The organism is Sulfurovum xiamenensis (assembly GCF_030347995.1).
Classification (GTDB): Bacteria; Campylobacterota; Campylobacteria; order Campylobacterales; family Sulfurovaceae; genus Sulfurovum; species Sulfurovum xiamenensis.
Map to the genome: position 1 here is coordinate 159470 of NZ_JAQIBC010000003.1, position 17046 is coordinate 176515.

At 37.7% G+C, this 17046-nt stretch carries 20 protein-coding genes; 13 read left to right on the forward strand and 7 right to left on the reverse strand.

The features are described 5' to 3' along the window. Window positions 1-20 precede the first annotated feature (20 nt). Genes PF327_RS06405 through PF327_RS06415 form a run of 3 tightly spaced genes read left to right on the forward strand, consistent with a single transcriptional unit; the run spans window position 21 to window position 3016 of the window. The gene (locus PF327_RS06405; protein ID WP_289401787.1) at window positions 21-1253 is read left to right on the forward strand and encodes an LL-diaminopimelate aminotransferase; all 1233 of its coding nucleotides are present in this window, start codon (window positions 21-23) and stop codon (window positions 1251-1253) included. Continuing rightward, window positions 1246-2508: a homoserine dehydrogenase gene (locus tag PF327_RS06410; protein ID WP_289401788.1), complete on the forward strand. Its 1263-nt coding sequence runs from the start codon at window positions 1246-1248 to the stop codon at window positions 2506-2508. Before PF327_RS06405 ends, PF327_RS06410 begins: the two co-directional genes overlap by 8 nt. Before the next feature lie 10 nt (window positions 2509-2518). Beyond that, window positions 2519-3016 carry a YajQ family cyclic di-GMP-binding protein gene (locus PF327_RS06415; RefSeq protein WP_289401789.1) on the forward strand — a complete coding sequence of 166 codons (498 nt, stop codon included), beginning with the start codon at window positions 2519-2521 and terminating at the stop codon, window positions 3014-3016. Window positions 3017-3182: 166 nt separating this feature from the next. On the opposite strand, the gene PF327_RS06420 is transcribed toward PF327_RS06415, so the two are convergent. Next, window positions 3183-3431 (reverse strand): hypothetical protein, encoded by a 249-nt coding sequence (locus PF327_RS06420; protein ID WP_289401790.1) that lies wholly within the window; start codon window positions 3429-3431, stop codon window positions 3183-3185. A gap of 126 nt (window positions 3432-3557) precedes the next feature. Then, window positions 3558-4808: an L-lactate MFS transporter gene (locus PF327_RS06425; RefSeq protein ID WP_289401791.1), complete on the reverse strand. Its 1251-nt coding sequence runs from the start codon at window positions 4806-4808 to the stop codon at window positions 3558-3560. Between the two features lie 180 nt (window positions 4809-4988). On the opposite strand from PF327_RS06425, the gene PF327_RS06430 reads away from it, so the two are divergent. Both PF327_RS06430 and PF327_RS11450 read left to right on the forward strand, forming a co-directional pair. After that, window positions 4989-7082 (forward strand): molybdopterin oxidoreductase family protein, encoded by a 2094-nt coding sequence (locus PF327_RS06430; RefSeq protein WP_289401792.1) that lies wholly within the window; start codon window positions 4989-4991, stop codon window positions 7080-7082. A 501-nt stretch (window positions 7083-7583) separates the two neighbouring features. Further along, window positions 7584-7865, forward strand: coding sequence for a GNAT family N-acetyltransferase (locus PF327_RS11450; RefSeq protein ID WP_008245593.1), 282 nt, complete (start codon window positions 7584-7586; stop codon window positions 7863-7865). A gap of 293 nt (window positions 7866-8158) precedes the next feature. Here the strand turns inward: PF327_RS11450 and PF327_RS06435 are convergent, their stop codons facing one another. The 4 genes from PF327_RS06435 to PF327_RS06450 all read right to left on the reverse strand — a co-directional run bounded on the left by PF327_RS06435 (window position 8159) and on the right by PF327_RS06450 (window position 11007). Further along, a complete protein-coding gene (locus PF327_RS06435; protein ID WP_008245592.1) occupies window positions 8159-8830 on the reverse strand; it encodes a penicillin-insensitive murein endopeptidase in 672 nt (223 codons plus the stop codon). 42 nt (window positions 8831-8872) lie between these two features. Further along, entirely contained in the window at window positions 8873-9388 is a 516-nt protein-coding gene (locus PF327_RS06440) for a hypothetical protein (protein WP_289401793.1), read from the reverse strand. Between the two features lie 44 nt (window positions 9389-9432). Further along, window positions 9433-9930, reverse strand: a complete 498-nt coding sequence (locus PF327_RS06445) for a DUF2569 domain-containing protein (RefSeq protein WP_008245590.1) — start codon at window positions 9928-9930, stop codon at window positions 9433-9435. 111 nt (window positions 9931-10041) lie between these two features. Then, complete coding sequence (locus tag PF327_RS06450) at window positions 10042-11007, reverse strand: DUF2167 domain-containing protein (protein WP_289401794.1); 966 nt, start codon at window positions 11005-11007, stop codon at window positions 10042-10044. A 117-nt stretch (window positions 11008-11124) separates the two neighbouring features. Here PF327_RS06450 and PF327_RS06455 point away from each other — a divergent pair, with 117 nt between their 5' ends. From PF327_RS06455 to PF327_RS06465, 3 genes are all read left to right on the forward strand, one after another. Next, window positions 11125-11679 (forward strand): hypothetical protein, encoded by a 555-nt coding sequence (locus PF327_RS06455; protein ID WP_008245587.1) that lies wholly within the window; start codon window positions 11125-11127, stop codon window positions 11677-11679. A gap of 2 nt (window positions 11680-11681) precedes the next feature. After that, complete coding sequence (locus tag PF327_RS06460; protein ID WP_155993873.1) at window positions 11682-12203, forward strand: hypothetical protein; 522 nt, start codon at window positions 11682-11684, stop codon at window positions 12201-12203. A 63-nt stretch (window positions 12204-12266) separates the two neighbouring features. Then, complete coding sequence (locus PF327_RS06465; protein WP_008245583.1) at window positions 12267-12821, forward strand: hypothetical protein; 555 nt, start codon at window positions 12267-12269, stop codon at window positions 12819-12821. A gap of 124 nt (window positions 12822-12945) precedes the next feature. Here the strand turns inward: PF327_RS06465 and PF327_RS06470 are convergent, their stop codons facing one another. Continuing rightward, complete coding sequence (locus PF327_RS06470; protein ID WP_008245582.1) at window positions 12946-13293, reverse strand: hypothetical protein; 348 nt, start codon at window positions 13291-13293, stop codon at window positions 12946-12948. Between the two features lie 285 nt (window positions 13294-13578). Between PF327_RS06470 and PF327_RS06475 the strand changes: the two genes are divergently transcribed. From PF327_RS06475 to dapB, 5 genes are all read left to right on the forward strand, one after another. Continuing rightward, window positions 13579-13923, forward strand: coding sequence for a YraN family protein (locus tag PF327_RS06475; RefSeq protein WP_289401796.1), 345 nt, complete (start codon window positions 13579-13581; stop codon window positions 13921-13923). A gap of 30 nt (window positions 13924-13953) precedes the next feature. Beyond that, the gene (locus PF327_RS06480; RefSeq protein ID WP_289401797.1) at window positions 13954-14745 is read left to right on the forward strand and encodes a phytanoyl-CoA dioxygenase family protein; all 792 of its coding nucleotides are present in this window, start codon (window positions 13954-13956) and stop codon (window positions 14743-14745) included. A gap of 129 nt (window positions 14746-14874) precedes the next feature. Further along, complete coding sequence (gene trxA, locus PF327_RS06485; RefSeq protein ID WP_008245577.1) at window positions 14875-15192, forward strand: thioredoxin; 318 nt, start codon at window positions 14875-14877, stop codon at window positions 15190-15192. A 147-nt stretch (window positions 15193-15339) separates the two neighbouring features. Continuing rightward, the gene (gene trxB / locus PF327_RS06490; protein WP_289401799.1) at window positions 15340-16278 is read left to right on the forward strand and encodes a thioredoxin-disulfide reductase; all 939 of its coding nucleotides are present in this window, start codon (window positions 15340-15342) and stop codon (window positions 16276-16278) included. Next, window positions 16279-17046, forward strand: coding sequence for a 4-hydroxy-tetrahydrodipicolinate reductase (gene dapB, locus PF327_RS06495; RefSeq protein ID WP_008245575.1), 768 nt, complete (start codon window positions 16279-16281; stop codon window positions 17044-17046).

Genomic DNA, 17046 nt, shown 5'->3' on the forward strand with positions numbered 1-17046 from the left:
AAATGTAAAGTGAGTAAAGCATGTTTGATGAAATTCAATTTGAAAAAATAAACCGGTTGCCAAAGTATCTTTTTGCAGAGATCAATGAGATTAAAATGGACCTCAGAAGAAAAGGGGTGGATATCATAGATTTTTCTATGGGAAACCCTGATGCTTCTACGCCACAACCTATCATCGATAAACTATGTGAAACGGCTCAAAAACCAAAAACACATGGGTATAGTGCAAGTAAAGGGATTTATAAACTTCGTTTGGCAATGAGCAAGTGGTATAAGCGTAAGTACAATGCAGATCTCGACCCTGATACAGAGATCGTTGCCACAATGGGGAGTAAAGAAGGATATGTGCATCTTGTACAAGCGATTTCCAACCCGGGTGATGTTGCTATTGTCCCAGACCCTACTTATCCTATTCACTCTCAGGCATTTATTTTGGCTGGAGCCAATGTTGAGAAGATGCAGCTTATTTTTGATGAAAACACATTTGAGGTAGATGAAGACAGATTTTTGGCAGATGTAGAAGAGTCACTGGACAATTCCGTACCTCAGGCAAAATTCTTGGTGGTGAACTTCCCACACAATCCAACGACAGCGACAGTGACACCACAGTTTTACGAGAGACTGGTTGCACTGGCGAAAAGGAAACGTTTTTATATTATTTCAGATATTGCGTATGCAGATATCACATTTGATGGATACACGACACCATCGATTATGAGTGTGGAGGGTGCAAAAGATGTGGCTGTTGAGTCGTATACACTTTCAAAGTCTTATAATATGGCAGGTTGGAGAGTAGGTTTCATCGTAGGAAATAAAAAGCTTATAGGGGCACTCCAGAGTATCAAATCATGGTTAGATTATGGAATGTTCACCCCGATCCAAGTGGCTGCGACAGTAGCACTCGATGAGCATGGATATATCCCTGATGAGCAGATCATTCCTCGTTATGAGAAAAGACGTGATGTGATGATAGAAGCATTTACCAATGCAGGCTGGCCATTGGCAAAACCAAGTGCATCCATGTTCATCTGGGGTAAGATACCTGAAGTAGCAAGAGAGATGGGTTCTTTAGAGTTTTCAAAACAACTTCTTCTTCATGCAGGAGTTGCTGTAAGTCCTGGTATAGGATTTGGTAAATACGGGGATGAATATGTACGTATCGCACTGATAGAAAATGAAAACCGTATCCGTCAAGCTGCGAGAAATATCAAGAAGTTCCTCAAAGAACTGGAAGAGGCGAAAAAGAATGGTTAAAGTAGGAATCTTAGGTGTAGGTACTGTCGGTGCAAGTGTTGCAAGGATACTTGAAGAGAACGGTGACATCATCGAAGCCAGAGCCGGAGAAAAGATCGTTGTAAAATCGGGTGTGGTGAAAAATCTTTCGAAAGATAGAGGGGTAAGCATTACACTAAGTGATAATCCATATGATGTGGTTGATGATCCAGAGATCGACATCGTGATAGAGTTGATGGGCGGTGTGGATGAGCCTTACAGACTCGTTAAAAAAGCGCTTGAGAACGGTAAAGCCGTTGTGACTGCGAATAAAGCACTGCTTGCGTACCATCGTTATGAACTGCAAGAGATAGCCGGTGACATCCCTTTGATGTATGAAGCAAGTACCGCTGGTGGTATACCTATCATCGGGGCATTGCGTAACGGGCTTTCAGCAAACCATATAGAGTCTATTCAGGGGATCATGAACGGTACATGTAACTATATGCTTACCAAAATGATCAATGAAGGTGCACAGTATGATGAGATCCTGAAAGAGTCTCAAGAACTGGGGTATGCAGAGGCTGATCCTACGTTTGATGTGGGTGGGTTTGATGCTTCGCACAAACTGCTCATTTTGGCAAGTATCGCCTATGGGTTGGATGCAAAACCTGAAGATATCCTCATTGAAGGTATAGAGAATATCACGCAAACAGATGTCTCTTTTGCAAAAGAGTTCGGTTATGAGATCAAGCTGCTTGGTATCGCCAAAAAAGTGGGTCAGGGGGTAGAGCTTAGAGTGCATGCAACCATGATACCGCAAGAGTCTATGATCGCCAAAGTGGACGGTGTGATGAATGCAGTCACTGTGGTAGGTGACCGTGTAGGTGAAACCATGTACTACGGACCTGGTGCTGGCGGTGATGCTACTGCTTCTGCAGTCATAGCAGATATTGTTGATATCGTACGTGGTAACCAGGGGCCTATGCTCGGATATAAAAAAGGTTTAGAGAGTGGGCTTAAGCTTCTGCCTAAAGAGGATATTGTGACCCAGTACTACCTAAGACTGGAAGTGGATGACAAAAGTGGTGTGCTTGCAGCGATCACTTCAACGCTTGGAAAATTTGATATTTCTATAGAAGCAATGCTTCAAAAGCCTACTAAAAATGATGAGATAGCCAAACTGCTTTTTACAACACATACCTGCAGAGAGAGTAAAATGCAAGATGCCATGATCGCTTTAGAAAAACTGGATGTGGTACATGGTAAGATCGCTATGATGAGGATCGAGAAGTAAAGGAGCTGCGATGGCAAAAGACCACTATTTTGATATATCAGCAAAACTGGACATGATGGAGCTAAAGAATGCGGTCGTCATGGCCCAAAAAGAGGTGGCTACACGTTTTGATTTTAAAGGATTGGTAGCCGAGATCAACCTCAATGAAGCGGGTAAGACCTTGAGTCTCAGCTCTTCTACAGACTCCAAGATAGATGCACTCAAAGATATACTGATCTCCAAACTGATCAAAAGAGGTATCGCAGGAAAGTCACTTGAAGAGGTGAAAACTGAAGGCATATCCGGCGGTAATACAAAAGTGATCTACCGTATCGTTGACACGATCGATAAAGATGAAGCCAAAAAGATCGTTAAAGCGATCAAAGATATGAAGATAAAGGTCACACCATCTATACAGGGTGATGAAGTACGTGTATCGGGGAAGAAGATAGATGATCTTCAGGCTGTAATTTCTGAAGTGAAAAAGCTTGAGCTTAAAGCACCGTTGGTGTTTGGGAATTTTAAATAATAGTTTAACGTTTTGTTAATTTTATATGATTGCCTCTTTGCTTGATCGAGGCATTGTTTCTCTCTTCATTTTTTTAGAACAAACGAAGCAAAAAATCGTCGTGGCTCTCGAATCGCTTCGCTTACGAGGGCGTTCGCCACGACATTATTGATTGGAAGAACTGTTCTTATGAACAGTGCCCTCCACCACAGCATCCACCTGAAGCAGCTGCTTGAGGTACTTTCATAGTGATGCTAAAGTTATCACCACTTTCTCTAAGTTCAAATCCATGTTTACCACAGAACTTTTCATTCATATGGCTTACCATATCTTGTGCTTTCATCATCGCATCATCTTTGTTATCAAACGTAACATTGTTTTCTAATTCACTTCTTCTGAAGCATCCACATTCTTGGGCTATATTTATAGTTGACATAGTCATCCTTTGGTTTTAATTTTTCGTGATAATAACAGAGTAAGATTAATACAAACTTTAATTTTAGGATAAATAAGAGAATTTTACTCTTATTTATCTTTATAGGGCTCAATTAAGTATAGAAAACTATGCCATTATCTGCTTATTTTTTATTTTTTTGATGTTTACAAGCATGAGCAGTGAGGTAATGAGAGCCACAACGAAAAGAGCGACAAAGACATACAAGGTACCCGTATAACTCCCCGTTGTGTCTTTGACATAGGCGATGATGATAGGACCTACAAGACCGGCTAACGCCCAGGCAGTAAGAATATACCCATGAATAGCACCAAGCTCTTTCGTACCGAATATATCACCGATGTAGGCAGGAACAGAAGCAAATGCACCGCCGTAACAGGTCATGATATAGTAAAGGAGGATCTGGAAGAGCAGTATACTTGTCACGGTAGTAAGCATATAAAATGCAATGATCTGCGTGATAAAGAAAAGGATAAAGACGACAGGTCTTGTCAAGTAATCCGAGATACTTGCCCATGCAATTCTACCTGCACCGTTGAATATACCCATAAGTCCTACGGCTGAGGCGGCAGCCAAAGCAGAGATACCTATGACTTCCTGTAAGAGCGGAGAAGCGACAGAGATGATCGCGATACCGCAGGTCACATTGATGAAAAGCATGATCCAAAGTCCGTAAAATCTGGCAGTTTTGACGGCTTCATCACGTGTAATGTTTACCAGGTCCTCTTTGAGCTTCTTTTTCCCTGCATTGATGGCAGCAGTGAAATGTGCAGGCATATATCCTTCTGGAGGATTGGCAAGATATTGTGCTGCAGTAAACATTACAATGAAGTAGATAGAACCCAAAATATAAAAAGTTGAAGAGACACCTACAGAATCGATCAGGACTTTTATGGCAGGCCCTGAGATGGCAGAGGCAAAACCAAAGCCCATGATAGCAAGTCCCGTTGCCATACCCCGTCTGTCCGGGAACCATTTGACAAGCATAGAAACAGGAGAAATGTACCCTATACCAAGTCCAGCTCCTCCTAAAATACCATAGGTAACGTAAAGCAGCAGTTTTGACTCCAGGTGGATAGCCAGACCGGAACCAACAGTCCCCAGACCAAATAGAACAGCTGCAAGTGTCGCAGCAACCCTTGGTCCTTTACGCTCTACGAATTTACCCATAAGTGCGGCAGAGAGACCCAAGAAGAAGATAGCGATAGAAAAAGTGATAGTGACATCCGTCAGTGTCCAGTTCATGGTGGACTGTATAGGTTTTACATAGACGCTCCATGCATAGACAGAGCCTATAGATATGTGAATTGCCATCGCAGCCAGGGCCATGAACCAGCGGTTTTTAACTTGTGTAGTCATTGAATTTTCCTTAATGTTTGAATTACAGGGATCATATATATCTGTACTCTACACTAAATGTAAATATTAGTGTCCTTTTTTGATATAATTTGGCAGATAGTAACAACACTTACTTAAAAAAACATAATTTTAATTAAAATAGGATAAAATTACTCCTATTTAAGTACAAAAGGGTACATGATGACAAAAAAAGCTGATAACAATTGTGAAATAATAGACAGTGTTTGTGCGTATTGTGGTGTGGGTTGTGATATTGCAGCTGAGGTTGACACAAAAGAGAATAAAATCAAGAAGATTTTTGCACATCCGGATGGCGCTACATCTGAAGGAAAACTTTGTATTAAAGGGACACATGGATATGACTTTGTTGATGCAAAAGAGAGATTAAGAACGCCACGTATCCGCAAAAGCTTTTTAGAGAAGAACCCTGAGATTAAAGAAGCGATTTCCAGTTCGCTTACTGATCTTGATGATACCTGGTATGAGACTGATCTGGATGCTGCTACCACTGCAGGGGCAATGAAGCTCAAAGATATTCAATCACAATATGGTGAAAAATCTGTCTGTTCGCTTGGAGGGGCTAGAACTTCATGCGAATCAGCTTACTATTTCCAAAAGTTCACGCGTTATACACTGAACTCTCCACACGTAGACAACTGTGCCAGAGTCTGTCACTCTCCATCACTCAAGGGAATGAGACTGACCATCGGTGAGGGGGCTGCAAGTAACCCGTTTGATGATATTTACAAAACAGAATTTATGATCGTAATGGGTTCCAATACGACTGAAGCACACCCGATTGTCGGTAACCGTATGATCAAAGCGGCACAAAAGGGTACACCTATCGCATGTTTTGATGTACGTGAGATCAAATTGCATAAATTCTCAAAATATAAAGCAGTCACACCACATGAAGCGAATCTGCTTGTACTCAATATGTTGGCATATACGATCATCACTGAAGAGCTGTACCATAAAGATTTTATCAAGAACAGAACAAAGAACTTTGAACACTTTAAAGAGAACATTTTAAATGATCCTTATGCGAATCCTGAATTTTTCAGAGAAGTGGAAGGGTATGAGTATCTGGCAGATATGCTCCCGGAGATCGCCCGTGAGTATGCAACGAAGAAATCTCTTATTTTATGGGGACTTGGGATCACTGAACATGTCGATGGCTCTTACGCGGTCATGGCTATCGTCCATTTGGCACTGATGACCGGGAACATCGGTAAAGATGGTGCGGGTGTAATGCCTTTAAGAGGTCAAACGAACGTACAAGGTGCCTGTGATATGGGTATGCTTCCTTACTATGCACCGGACTACACTGCACCAAAAGAGGTGGGACTTATGACACCTCAGTTGGTGGATGGCATGCTTGACGGAACCATTAAAGGTGTGTTGAATATCGGTGAAGATCTCACGCATATTCATCCGAATATCAATAAGATCACAAAAGCATTTGAAAACCTCGAGCTTATCTTTGTACAAGAGCTGTTCATGACAGATATTGCAGAACGTGCAGACATCGTAGTGGGTGTTAAATCAGCCTATGAAAAAACAGGTATCTATATCAATGCCATGAGAAAAGTCCACCTCTCAACGCCACTGGTACACTCTGATCTTCCGGATGACTGGGAAGTGATCAAACTTCTTGATGAGAAAATGGGAGGGGAGTTCGGTTTTGAAACCTCTGAAGATATCTGGAATGATGTGAGAAAAACTGCAACAAATAGATTCAGTGGTGCCTCTTATGAGATGCTTAGAGCCAATGAAAAGCAGGGAATTTCCTGGCCGATCACTGAAGAGGGTGGTACACCGGTACTGCATAGAGAAGATTTTAGAACCAAAGATGGTATCGGAGCATTCAGATACCATGGGTATAAACTCTCAGGGATGATCGAAGAGATTCTAAATAAAGCACTTAAGGGCTACCACTTGACGACTGGAAGAATCATGGCCCACTATAATAACTCCGCGCAAACCAAATATACAGAGAACCTCATGAAAAAACATACAGAGGATATTCTTTTAGTACATGAAAGCGATAGTGCAGATTTCCCAACGGAGAGGGTGATCCTCAAAACCGAGTATGGTCAAACAAATCCATTAAAGGTAAAATTCACAGATAAAGTACGTCCTAAAACACTCTATACCACGTTTCACCATGTGGATTCAAAACTCAATAAGATTTTCGGTGATAAGAGTGATGAACTGATCATGACAGCTGCATTTAAATCGATTCAGGTCGACATTATTCCTGTAAGTGCGTAGAGGGTTTTGGGTTAGATTTTGAGGTCGTGATTTGCGACCTTAGAGACTCGCCTATTCTTCTTTGACTCCATTATATTTTTTTAACAATTTTATTATAAAACTTCCTTATATAGAACATTTTATAAGGTTTTAATTTCCTATCACATTATTTCGAAACTTTTGATGCAGTCATGTCCTTTTTATCATTAATACTTATTATTATGATATACTGAATGTAATTTCAAATATTCGATCTGTATTTGACTTCGTTTTTATAATCCTTTAAAAATTCTATAACCATATTTAAAGCTTAGATCTACTCAAATTAACATTAAACAGATTTTTGTTAGGCTTTTTTCACGATGCACTTTTATCCATAACGGATGTGCTCACCCTAAGGAAGCCCCTATTACAATAGATATCAATACAACAAAGCAGAAGTCATTTAACATAATTAATGAAAATAAAAACCCAAAGAATATAACAACAGCGTATAAACATCAAACTAAAAATAATAGTAGATTGGATTTATATATAGATATCGATAGAGTTGGATTTATAGACTATAAGATAAAAGACGAATTTTTAAAAAAGATTTATATAAATCAAATATCAATAGATGCATATTATCAGAAGAGTGGTTTGGGGACATATTTAATAAACTGTTTAAAAAAAGAATTTAATACTATAACATTGCTATCAATTAGCAAAAGTTTGAATATATTTTATGAAAAAAATAATTTTGAAGAAGATTTATTTAAAACAAAACAAAAGAATACTACAAATTATGTGTGGACCAAATAGAGTTGTGGGAAAACTATACGTAGTATATGTTGTTAAGATTCTTTTTTTAATTTGCCCTTTTACTTCTTTATACCTTTGAGACAGTCTTTCTATTTGTCGTTGTGTTTTTTCTTCGTTCCCACGATGTTTGTGGGAATGCATATAGTGGTTTGAGTTTAAAACTGACTTTTGTTGTTCATTATTAATTGATGTATGGGTTACCACGTAAAACGTGGGAAGCAGTAAAAATAAATACAGTGATACTGTAATATATGTCAAGTATATACGTAATTTCTTTGTTTCCATATGATTTACTACTTAAGACATTTCACTATAAAATCAACATGATAATGTTCATCATGCCTTACCCAAGATCTTTTCTTGGAGAAATTGATATGTGTTTTAAGATATTTTCCATATTTGGTTCGAAAAAGGTAAGGTTGTAGTTCCGGATCAAAGATTACTCTCCATATCTTTGCACCTCTCTCTTTTACACTTTTATGTAGGCTAACAATATGTGCTCCCATAGCTTCATAATCAATACTGTACGCTTTGTAGTGACCTTTTTTATCAAACTCTATGGCATATCCAAACTTATTGAATATGTGTGTAGGCAGATGTTCTGATTTACCTTTATTGTTCACTACAGGAACCATGAAGTCTACTGATAAACCATTTTGATGTGTTTTATGAGGAGAGAATTTACCTCCTTCTTTAAAACCTGTTTCGGCATATTTATAAACTTTTGTAGGCATTTCTGTTTCTAGAGATTTATATGAGGCTAATATAATCTCCTTTACTTTTGAATGCACATATGTTCTGCCTAATATCTCTGCTGTTTTACTGTAACTTACGAAGTTATTCCCTTTACTTGGAAGTTGTACGCCATTTTCCAGTCTACCATTTGATGTACTGCCATAGCATATACTTTCTAAAGCCGGTGCATATGAACTATAAAATAAAACTATATATACTAAATATTTCATTGTAACCTTATTATTTCTAACTACTCAAAACCTGAAATAGATTTATAATGATTTTTTGATTGATCTTCCAAATAACATACCTACAATAACAGCAGGAATGCTTCCTGCAAGTGTTATCCAAAAGAATGATTTAAACACATAATCATAAAATGGTTCTTGCTGTGCTTTATACGCTTCAATAAATTCAGGTGATGCATCTGAAAAAATTTCAGGTACAGATAATCCTTCCTGAAAATATCCAGTCCATCCAAATAAGAATGCTGTTATCAACAGTACAATCATTGCATATTTGACTCCAATGAGTTTATACCAACGTTTCTTTTCTATTAAAATTTCATATCCTGCTTTCCCTCCAACAATATAGGCAAAGAAGTAAAATATTAAAATACCTATTAAAATATTAATTCTATATTGATCTGTAAAAACCCACACAAGAGAATATATGAAGCCTTCCTTATCTGCCCCTATAACAAATATAATATAGATAAGAATTACACCTATAGTTGCAGATTTTAGTGATTTTCTTCTGCCTATCTTTTTTGCTAATTCAATATTCATCTATATACTCTTTTAAACATATCTCAGAAAGATCTTTATAACACTCAAAGTATTTTTTCAGGCTTATGCTCGATGAATGTTGCTTTTACTCTTTTAGAAACAAGCATATACGGAATCCATATTACTGCTCCTACTAAACTTCGTGTGAACTCTTTAGTTGTTGCTGGATCAAACATAGGTTCATCCGTAATAACAAGTGAACCGACCCATGCATCCAAAGTGATAAAGACAAGAGAGAATAGAATAATGGCAATATAAATCTTAGGGAATAGATAATGTTTAGTAAAAAATAGATAAACAAGATAGATAGATGCAAGCACTAAAAATGTATTACCAAGTGCTTCACCGATCAGTAGTGGACCCCAGAGTGAATTGTAAGCTTCTGTACCCGGAGTTGTCAATACCTCAAATGATCCATCTGTAAAGATAGAATAGTACATTGGACCGTATTCATATATTAATCTGATGGGGGCAACTACAACCCCAATACCAACCAGTATCAACCATCCACCCAAGCCTTTTAAATTATCTTTATCTTTCATGTTCTCCCCATGTTAAGTTTCTCTATATTTGTACCGCATAGCTTATATAGGCTATTTATCTGTTATGTCTTTTTTTATTCTGATCTAAGATATACGCCATAAGAATCCTAATTATTGTTTAATCTCAGTATCATCTTTATCTATATTCTCATTTACTACTGTTTCTTCTATAATTTCATCATTTTTCTTACGACTAAAGAGTTTCTTCACAAAAGCACCAGCACCGATAAGAAGGAAAATCCATAATTTTTTCAAAAACAGTAATATTGTTGCTAAAATACCGACCTTTGCTGCAACCTTACCAGCAACTAATGCACCAATTCCATATGCTGCGACCGTATCGATATCAGGGTTGAAATCTGCATAGCGTGAACCCTCATTGAAGTCTGCTATTTTCAAGACTGTATCAATTTTAGAATTTATCATATCCAACTGATCCATACCTGCAATAAAGTTTAAGACCAAAACACCTTTTCGTCCTAACACTCGAATATTGTAATTGAGCGTATTGATCTCTTGTGAACCGAACTTGATCTCTTTCGCCCAATGCAGCTTATGTGTTTTTTCATCGTAGTATGGTTTAGCAGCCCATCCAATCAAGCTAATGGCATCATACCCTTGTTTTATACGTTCTTGACTCGCATTAGCAGTACTCTCTTTCATGTCAGAGAGAAGTTCATCATAATTTATTTTATCGGCATCCTCATCAGAGACATAACCATCTTCCACATATTCAACTGTCACACCCCAAGCGGTATTGTCATACGGTGTTACCCCGGTAGGGAAAATCATACCCAGTGTTTTTTCTCCTCCAGGAGGGTTCCCCCATATTTTTACCAACACAGTTTCTGTATCTTCCGGACTAAGATAATAAAAGTTTTCTGGCACTTGTAGTGTTGCCACACCATTAGGTAATTTTATCTCACCTTGTTGAGGATTCAGTGAATCCAAAATTTTGTTAGCTTCAGTAATATATTGCTCTTGCTCTTGCTCTGCCGTTAAATTTGTCTCATTTTCAGCCATCAGTTGATTTGAAAACAACATAATGAATGTAAAAATTACTCCAAAATACTTCATGTACTCTTCTCCCTCTTTATATATTAATATAAGTTATTATATAAAATTAGGATATATAGAAGCTTAATTAAATCTTAACCTTGATACAATCTTAAACTTCAAAATTTAGGATGTTTAATGAAAAAAATTATAATAATCTCCAGTGCTCTATTACTAACAGGTATCTTTAGTGGATGTGCAAGTTCATCATCACCGACTACTCCTCAAGAGGTTCGTGATTCAGTAGGCAGTGGTATGTTCAGTACCAAAAAAGATAGCTTTGTTGTTAATCGTCCATATTATAAAGTTGCTAGTTTACTTCAAAGGAATTCAAATAAATGTCTAAATAAAGCATTTAAACATACAAGTACAACACATAATGGATACTACATGCAAACAAGTACGGACACCATGTACTATAAAACAAAGTTTAAAAGAGGCCGTACATTATCAACTTTAGAAGTAAAAGGTGATTCAGATAGTCTACAATCAGGTATGACATCTGCTATTTATGGTGAGGCTTTCAAAGATGGTTATTTTATTGCAGTTGTAGATTTACATAATAAAGGTAATAAAACACAAGTTGATATTTATCGCGGATCAATGTTAATGGGGGTTCAAGAAGATATTGTTAACGCTATAAAGAATTGGGCAAAAACTGGATCTAGATCATGCCCAAATATTGCACCATAATTATGTTACGTAAATTATTATTTTATACCCTCACTAGTGTAGTACTACTGCTGAATGGCTGCTCTTCTTCACCAGGAGCTTATCAGCAGCAGGGCAAGAAAAATCTTACCGTGAATGTCAAGGCTGACAGTAGTACATATTTAGAAGTGTATGAATTGGATGGACCGTGTAATCAGAAGATGAAAGGGGAAGTGAAACTCCAGAACGGGATAAACAAGTTTGCACTTATGAATAATAAACACTATTATCTTCGAATTAATTTTAAGACAGTGTCATTATTGTCCGGATCACAAAATATAACATTAGGTGCATATGTTACACCAAAGAGTAACTACATATATTCCATGAATGCCGTCTATGAAGATGATATGTATGATGTTGAAATCAAGAAACGCAACATACATAGTCATAAAGCAACTAGAATGACGATAAAACCTTTAGAAACGTGTAAAGAAAAGGATGGTAAACCTTTTATATCAATAGAGTGGCTTCCTGCATTAAATAAAAGTGTTGAAGTTCTCTAAGTCATTTATATTTCTACGCTGAAATATGACAGTTACAATAAAAACTTTAGGAGAGCATGACACATGAAAAAATTCTTATTCGTATTTACTACACTATGCATTGTTACTGTAAATGCAGAAATTTATAAGATTGAGACAAAAGGAAATTTAGAATCAAAATACCCAACTAATTGTATTGAAGTAAAAGAACTTAGTAATACAAACACTCCTGCAGATATTTTTGTTGGTATTGCAAAGTGTCTAGAGAAATCAGATTATCAAAAAGCCGGTGAACTCTATTTTGCTGCATTGGCATATGGGCGTTTCGATGCACATAGAGTCAAAGACCAGACTGCACATCAAGCAATTCCTGTTTTACGAATGAATTATTTAGGCAATTTAAATGAAACTGATACGAATGAGTTTCAATTAGCACTAAAAAGAGTCAATGGTGAGCTAAATACAATATGCAGTGCATTAAAAGAATTAGGCAAACCAGCCTATTATCCAAATTATATGATTCAGCATGGTATGGGTGCTTTTTTAGAGGAGCAGTCAAAAAGTGCTTTGGTTAATAATTTTGATTCTGACAAAGCATGGGAAGATGTATTAACCAACTATGTAAAGTGTACAAAATAATGAAGTTATCAAAACCTTATAAAATAGAGAACTTTATAAGGTTTTAACTCATCTCCATCGTCTTGATGAGGATGCACACAACAAATAAGCAATCCATAATTGTAGTGTACACTACAATTTTTATTTAGTCGTCATTATGTAGTTGTCCACTAAAGTCAAAGCCAAACTTCATTTTGTTGGCTATTTCTTCTTGTACCTCGTCTATGAGGTCATCCGTTCTGCCTTCTATCTGTTCTATGAAAAATTTTTGTTCTCTTTCCCGTTTAAAGGTATGTACTTTGTAAGGTTTGTCGGTACCATGTTCTTCTATAAACTTATCGATCGTATCTTCCCAAATGAAGGTTAGCTCATGTTCTATGGTTTGTGGTTCTTTATCACCGGGTAAGGTATAGTTAAATGCTACCGTATCCGTGAAGGATATGGTAGCATACGCTTTATCTTCTTTTTGAGACGTTACTTCATTGTTTGTCATGATTATGTCCTTTAGTATGTTGTTTATTCACTCTTATATCAAAGATAGCTTTAAATAGGATAAATTTTATCTGATTTGTCTTTTTTCTACCAATAGAGTTATTTTTTGTATCTCATTTTTGGACTTTATACCTTTTCTCACTTCACCTACAGAGAGTAAGAACAAGAAAGTTCTGCTAAAAGAATGTCAATATGACATACTTTTCTCTTCCCTTTTTTCTTTTGGTCTATACTTAATCATCAAATTTAAAGCAACACAGACGAACAAGTGATAAGGTTTTATAACATGACAAGAGAAGACCCTAAAAAATTCGGTAATCAGAGCGAGACCTTGGCCACACGTTTTTTAGAACAGAAAGGTTTCATGATCTTGGAGCGTAATTATTTCGCAAGAAAACTTGGTGAGATAGATATCATCGCCAGTTGTAATGATAGCTTGCATTTTATAGACGTGAAGAGCGGAAAAACAGAGTTTGATCCTGTCTATAATGTGACACCTTCTAAACTCCGAAAGATCATCAACTCTGCACATTACTATATGAAAACAAAAAACATTGACAGTGCATTTAGTATCGATGCACTGATCATTCGGTATGATGAGGTAGAATTTATAGAGAATGTTACGCTATAATCTGCTCAATGATACTTTAAAGGCACCTATATGAGACTCTCCGATGTGCAGCTTCAACAATTTCATCAAAATGGTTTTATTGTCTTACGAAATTTTTTACCCCAAGAAAAATGTGACGCGATACTGGATGTCGCCAAAGCACATTTAGAACATAAAATTGAACCGATTGAAACAGAGATAGGGTATGATGAGAGATCCAAAGAGTATCGTACCGAGGTGGTGGATTACAGCAGTGGATCCAATGAAACGCATATGATCGTCCGCAGGTTACGGCAGGTGTATGAGAGAGATATTCTTTTCAAAGAGTGGATGGAAGATGTCGATATCCGTCCTGTTTTACAGCAGATACTGGATGACAGAGTGGTCATCACGACCGCCCATCATAACTCTATCATGACAAAAATGCCTCATTACAGCAGAGCAACAGCTTGGCATCAGGACAGAAGGTATTGGCGTTATTCAGATAATAATCTGGTGAGTGTATGGCTGGCTTTGGATGATGAGTACAGTGAGAATGGTGTGCTTGAATTCATACCTGGAAGCCATTTGATGCAATTCAAGCCTGAACAGTTTGATGTAAAAGAGTATTTTAGGGAAGATACGCAAGAGAATGCCGAACTGATAGCGAAAAAAGTCTCTACCCCACTCAAAAAAGGCGATGTGATCATCTTCCATTCTTTACTGCTGCATAGAGCCAATAAGAACAGTACAGATCAAGCTAAAATATCATTTGTCTATACGGTCAAAGGGGAGAGGACGATGGCCATAGAAGGATCACGTTCTTCCCAATATCCAGAGATCATGTTGGAAGAAGTTGAATAAGAGAAGTTTTATCCTAGTTGTATATAATTAGGACAAAAGATAGATAATTTAAAAAAATATAAGCTATAACAATAGTTTTTATAAGAAATTAGGTTATACTATTTGTATACAAATTTAAAGGAATTAAATATGGGAAAATATGTAGATTTAACAGCTGAAAATTTTGATGCGACTATCGCTGAAGGTGTAACAATGGTAGATTTTTGGGCTCCATGGTGTGGACCTTGTAGAATGATCGCTCCAGTGATCGAAGAGCTTGCAGAAGATTTTGAAGGGAAAGCGACTATCTGTAAAGTGAATACAGACGAGCAGCAAGATATCGCAGTAAAATATGGTATCAGATCTATTCCAGCGATCCTTTTCTTTAAAGACGGTGAATTGGTAGACCAAATGGTAGGTGCAGCTTCTAAAGACGCATTCGCTGAAAAACTTAACGCACAACTCTAAATGATACATTTAAGAGGGGGTCTTCCTCTCTTAAAACTTCTTTCATATCTATATTTAGATAAAATCTTCTAAAATTTTTAACCAAGTATTTTCATTGTATAATAGATAGTATTTGCTTAAGTATTTTACTTAGTTCAAGGATTCATAATGTTAGACTGCGCAATCATCGGTGGCGGTCCAGCTGGACTTACAGCAGGATTATATACGACACGTGGTGGGCTTAAAAATGTTACACTGTTTGAGACGGGTATGCCTGGCGGGCAGATCACACAGAGTTCTGAGATAGAGAACTACCCCGGATTCTTTGAACATGATAAAACAGGTATGGACTTCATGGATACCTGGCAAAAGCAGTGTTTCCACTTTGGTCTTAGACATGAGATGAAAAAAGTAGAGCGTGTGGCAAAAACAGGTGAACACTTTACTGTGACACTTGAAGGTGGAGAGAGTGTTGAAGCACTGACCGTGATCGTCTGTACAGGTTCTACACCGAAAAGAGCTGGTATTAAAGGGGAAGATGAATACTTTGGAAAAGGTGTAAGCACCTGTGCTACGTGTGACGGATTCTTTTATAAAGACAAACCCGTTACCGTACTTGGTGGGGGTGATACCGCACTTGAGGAAGCATTTTACCTTTCCAATATCTGTTCGGATGTTTATGTGGTACATCGAAGAGATACATTCAGAGCGGCACCCGCAACTATAGACAGAGCGATGAGAAAAGAGAATATACATTTTGTTACCAACGCTGTGATCGATGAAATAGTTGGAGACGCAATGGGTGTGACGGGTGTCAATATCAAACACAATGACGGTACAATGACACATATGGATAATACCGGACTTTTTGTGTTTGTAGGACACAATGTAAACAACGAAGTCCTTAAAGATCAAAACGGTGATTTTATCTGTGAGATGAATCAGCGAGGGCAAGTGATCGTAGATCTATGTATGAGAACATCGGTCGAAGGGCTTTATGCGGCAGGAGATATACGTATAGAAGCACCAAAACAAGTAGTTTCAGCAGCAGGTGACGGTTCAGTGGCCGCACTTCAAGTAATTTCATATATTCAGGAGCAACAATAGATGGCAAAGATCGGAATAGTAGGCAGTACAGGTAGAATGGGTGAGCACCTGATTAAAAATATTTTAGAAAATGAAGCATTGGAACTGAGTGTATTACATGTATTTGGTGAACTAACAAGAGATGTTCCGTCTGATGTATTGGTCACCAACAGTATGAAAGCTGTGCTTGAAAATTGTGATGTAGTGATTGACTTTTCCGCACCTGAAGCAACACAGGAACTTTGTGAAGAGGCTTTGAAAAATCCTACACCATTGGTGATTGCAACCACAGGATTCACTGCACATCAGCAAAATCTCCTCAAAGAAGCTTCAAAAGAAATGCCGGTCCTTTATGCTTCAAATATGTCAGCAGGGATTGCTTTGCTTAAACAATTGGTCGAGCAGGTAGCAGCGACACTGGAAGATTTTGATATCGAAATCGTGGAACAGCACCATAGACATAAAGTGGATGCACCAAGTGGTACTGCTTTAACATTGGGTGAGTTTGCTGCAAAAGGAAGAGGCTTGGATCTTGATGCTGTACGGGTATCAGGAAGAGATGGTCAGATCGGAGCAAGATCTAAAGATGAGATCGCTGTGATGGCACTCCGCGGAGGAGATATCGTAGGTCGACATACGGTTGGTTTTTACAATGATGGTGAGTTTTTAGAACTCAACCATACAGCCACCAGTAGAGAGACTTTTTCAAAAGGTGCGATCCGTGCAGCAACATGGCTCGTAAATCAAAAGAGTGGTCTTTACTCTATAAATGATTGTTTAGGAATTTAA

Bases quoted from the DNA above. Each gene is read 5' to 3' on its own strand.
- PF327_RS06405 (WP_289401787.1), top strand. From the start codon at position 21: ATGTTTGATGAAATTCAATTTGAAAAAATAAACCGGTTGCCAAAGTAT.
- PF327_RS06410 (WP_289401788.1), top strand. From the start codon at position 1,246: ATGGTTAAAGTAGGAATCTTAGGTGTAGGTACTGTCGGTGCAAGTGTT.
- PF327_RS06415 (WP_289401789.1), top strand. From the start codon at position 2,519: ATGGCAAAAGACCACTATTTTGATATATCAGCAAAACTGGACATGATG.
- PF327_RS06420 (WP_289401790.1), bottom strand. From the start codon at position 3,431: ATGTCAACTATAAATATAGCCCAAGAATGTGGATGCTTCAGAAGAAGT.
- PF327_RS06425 (WP_289401791.1), bottom strand. From the start codon at position 4,808: ATGACTACACAAGTTAAAAACCGCTGGTTCATGGCCCTGGCTGCGATG.
- PF327_RS06430 (WP_289401792.1), top strand. From the start codon at position 4,989: ATGACAAAAAAAGCTGATAACAATTGTGAAATAATAGACAGTGTTTGT.
- PF327_RS06435 (WP_008245592.1), bottom strand. From the start codon at position 8,830: ATGAAATATTTAGTATATATAGTTTTATTTTATAGTTCATATGCACCG.
- PF327_RS06440 (WP_289401793.1), bottom strand. From the start codon at position 9,388: ATGAATATTGAATTAGCAAAAAAGATAGGCAGAAGAAAATCACTAAAA.
- PF327_RS06445 (WP_008245590.1), bottom strand. From the start codon at position 9,930: ATGAAAGATAAAGATAATTTAAAAGGCTTGGGTGGATGGTTGATACTG.
- PF327_RS06450 (WP_289401794.1), bottom strand. From the start codon at position 11,007: ATGAAGTATTTTGGAGTAATTTTTACATTCATTATGTTGTTTTCAAAT.
- PF327_RS06455 (WP_008245587.1), top strand. From the start codon at position 11,125: ATGAAAAAAATTATAATAATCTCCAGTGCTCTATTACTAACAGGTATC.
- PF327_RS06460 (WP_155993873.1), top strand. From the start codon at position 11,682: ATGTTACGTAAATTATTATTTTATACCCTCACTAGTGTAGTACTACTG.
- PF327_RS06465 (WP_008245583.1), top strand. From the start codon at position 12,267: ATGAAAAAATTCTTATTCGTATTTACTACACTATGCATTGTTACTGTA.
- PF327_RS06470 (WP_008245582.1), bottom strand. From the start codon at position 13,293: ATGACAAACAATGAAGTAACGTCTCAAAAAGAAGATAAAGCGTATGCT.
- PF327_RS06475 (WP_289401796.1), top strand. From the start codon at position 13,579: ATGACAAGAGAAGACCCTAAAAAATTCGGTAATCAGAGCGAGACCTTG.
- PF327_RS06480 (WP_289401797.1), top strand. From the start codon at position 13,954: ATGAGACTCTCCGATGTGCAGCTTCAACAATTTCATCAAAATGGTTTT.
- trxA (WP_008245577.1), top strand. From the start codon at position 14,875: ATGGGAAAATATGTAGATTTAACAGCTGAAAATTTTGATGCGACTATC.
- trxB (WP_289401799.1), top strand. From the start codon at position 15,340: ATGTTAGACTGCGCAATCATCGGTGGCGGTCCAGCTGGACTTACAGCA.
- dapB (WP_008245575.1), top strand. From the start codon at position 16,279: ATGGCAAAGATCGGAATAGTAGGCAGTACAGGTAGAATGGGTGAGCAC.